This is a genomic window from Jejuia pallidilutea (genome assembly GCF_002973595.1).
Classification (GTDB): domain Bacteria; phylum Bacteroidota; class Bacteroidia; order Flavobacteriales; family Flavobacteriaceae; genus Jejuia; species Jejuia pallidilutea.
In genome coordinates this window covers 1-2,307 of the sequence record NZ_PVEO01000028.1, presented here as the reverse complement: position 1 = coordinate 2,307, position 2,307 = coordinate 1, and the positions used below count along the sequence as shown (strand labels likewise).

Annotated in this window: 4 protein-coding genes; all 4 read right to left on the bottom strand. The window is 31.5% G+C overall.

Going from position 1 to position 2,307, the window contains the following annotated elements; genetic code table 11:
- Nucleotides 1-236: 236 nt before the first annotated feature.
- The 4 genes from CLV33_RS17400 to CLV33_RS17385 all read right to left on the bottom strand — a co-directional run bounded on the left by CLV33_RS17400 (nt 237) and on the right by CLV33_RS17385 (nt 2,204).
- The gene (locus CLV33_RS17400; RefSeq protein ID WP_170064041.1) at nt 237-677 is read right to left on the bottom strand and encodes a nuclear transport factor 2 family protein; all 441 of its coding nucleotides are present in this window, start codon (nt 675-677) and stop codon (nt 237-239) included.
- Between the two features lie 38 nt (nt 678-715).
- A complete protein-coding gene (locus CLV33_RS17395) occupies nt 716-1,210 on the bottom strand; it encodes an SRPBCC family protein (RefSeq protein WP_105474948.1) in 495 nt (164 codons plus the stop codon).
- A 169-nt stretch (nt 1,211-1,379) separates the two neighbouring features.
- Nucleotides 1,380-1,742 carry a hypothetical protein gene (locus CLV33_RS17390; protein WP_105474947.1) on the bottom strand — a complete coding sequence of 121 codons (363 nt, stop codon included), beginning with the start codon at nt 1,740-1,742 and terminating at the stop codon, nt 1,380-1,382.
- A 3-nt stretch (nt 1,743-1,745) separates the two neighbouring features.
- Nucleotides 1,746-2,204 (bottom strand): hypothetical protein, encoded by a 459-nt coding sequence (locus CLV33_RS17385; protein WP_105474946.1) that lies wholly within the window; start codon nt 2,202-2,204, stop codon nt 1,746-1,748.
- Nucleotides 2,205-2,307: the final 103 nt, after the last annotated feature.

Here is a 2,307-nt window from a genome sequence, read left to right as displayed (position 1 = left end):
CCAGTTTATCAATATCATTACATTGAGCAAATCCATTGACTGAAATCAGAAAGATTATTAATATGCTAAAAGTTTGTTTCATTATTATTGCCAACGGTCTCGGCTATGAGTAGTTGCGTGGGTTAGCACTTGACTTTGCAAGTACACTCCAAGTTGGAAATTCCGCAGGAATTTCCAAAGTAGGCGAGAACAAGCAATTACTTATAGCCAATGTTGTGCGTTCGTTTTTTTAATTATTAATCTGAAACATAGGTGATTGATGTTATATACCATTTGTTGTCAAATTTTAGTAGGCTAATTAAATCATAACCTTTCCATTTGATTAAATTATCTTCGGTTCCAAATTTTGCCTCGTAATAAACCCAAGCGTTGGCAAGATTTTTTTTTCTTTTTATGTCAATTTTAATTGGTTTTTCTTCAAAAATTGGCTGACTATCAGGTCCATTTTCTGTTTGAGCTAAAAATTCCGTTATTGAGTTTGTTAGCAATTTTGGTTTTAAATCATTCGGCTCTTGCCAAATTGTTGTTAGTGTTGCTTTATCGGCAAAAAAGGCTTTGTAAGCATTCCAATTTCTTTGGGACATTACAGAATAATAGTCGGTAATGAAAGCTTCTAATTCAGAATTGCTGTTTTCCAATTGCTTAGCTTCATTTGATTTCTTACAGCTTATAATCAAAAGGCAAATTATTACGTAATAAGAGAATTTATTCATAATCAACTATTTACTAAATCAGTAGTGTCCTCTTGTTTAAGACCTTTGGAATGAAGAGTGATGCCATATTCCAAATATGCTTTTAGATTAGTCAGCCAAAATGTCCAACCAGTTATACAGCCCACGAAAATGTCCATTTTGCTTTTTTCATCTGTAGGTATCTCGTCTTGTATCAAGGTGATTTCTGTGCTGGAATCAATTGTTTTTAAACTTATATGTACATTTCCACCAGAACCAAAGGTGAAAGAAATTGAATCTTTTCCATTGGCTTCTAAAATTTCTCCTTTTTCAGTAAAATCCCAATTATTCCATTTCCAATCAAACTTATCTCCTTTTTGTACCAATTCATCTGGTTTTCTTTCTCCATTGTTTGATTTAAAATCAGCTTTTTCTAGAAACCAAGTTTCGATTTGCGATTTAGTTGACCAACAGCGATAAACATCTTCTATTGGTTTATTTACCAAAATTCTTTTTTTAAAAGTGTTCCAATTTTTCATATGCTGTTTTTTTAAATGACGCACAACGTGTTTGTATATGGTTTGTTGCGTGGTTTAGCACGTAATTTAGCAAATAAAAACCGAATAGAAAATCCGCAAGGATTTTCGTAAGTAGGCTAGAACCAAGCAATAAATTATATACAGTGTTGTAAGTAGTTTTTTATTCAGTTTATAGTGTATTTGTTATTTCCTTTTCGTAAAATTTTCCTCTGTCGTCAGTCGCAATAACTTTCGGTCTTTTACCATTTTCCCAAATCAGTTCAAATGATTTTAGAGAGTCAAATTCCACGTTTTGCGATTTAAAATGCTCAATTATATTATCATACCAATATCCAATTGATTTGGTAATACGGTCAGAAACCATTGTCTTTGGTTGGAATTCTTTAGTTTTCCAATCAATTTTTATGTTATAATTCTTTCCGCTTATTTTATTAAGTTCATCAATTACAAAATCAGAATCGACATAATTTTCATAGCTTAAAAAACTATGACCAAAATTGTGAATTGCTGACGGAATGTTCTTGTACTTCATATTCTATAAAGCTTTTGAATTTTTTTTGGATTTTACTAATTCAGTCAGTTTATTAAGTTTTTTTTGGTCAATTTCTTTCCAATCAGTTTTGTCAAATTCCAACGTATTGAACTTTTTTAAACTTTGATACATTGGTAAAATCACAGACTCAAAATTTCCAGTCAGTTCATAAATTAGAATTCGGTTTTCTGTTATTCCTCCACTTTTTGAAATATTAAGCTCAATTCCTTTTCTGATTTGCTTTAATTCAAAGAAATAACATTCAGGCTCCAAATTCCAGCATATTTCCGTTTCGATTCCCTTCATTGCTAAAATCAGAGATTCGCAAAGTTTGTCAGTCGGACTTTCAGGAATATTTGAAGCATTAAATTCCAATTCAAAATCCATAGATTTTAATTCAATCGGAAGCCATCCATTCTTCGGATTTCCTAAATTCAGTTCTATTTTTCTTGGTTTGGTCAAATTACTTACAACGTGTTTGTGTATGGTTAGTTGCGTGGTTAAGCAACTAATTTAGCAAACTTTTACGAACCCGAGAAAATTCCGCAGGAATTTTCGAAAGTAG

Excerpts from the sequence above, each read along its gene's own strand:
- CLV33_RS17395 (WP_105474948.1), bottom strand. The coding sequence starts at position 1,210 with ATGAAAAATTGGAACACTTTTAAAAAAAGAATTTTGGTAAATAAACCA.
- CLV33_RS17390 (WP_105474947.1), bottom strand. The coding sequence starts at position 1,742 with ATGAAGTACAAGAACATTCCGTCAGCAATTCACAATTTTGGTCATAGT.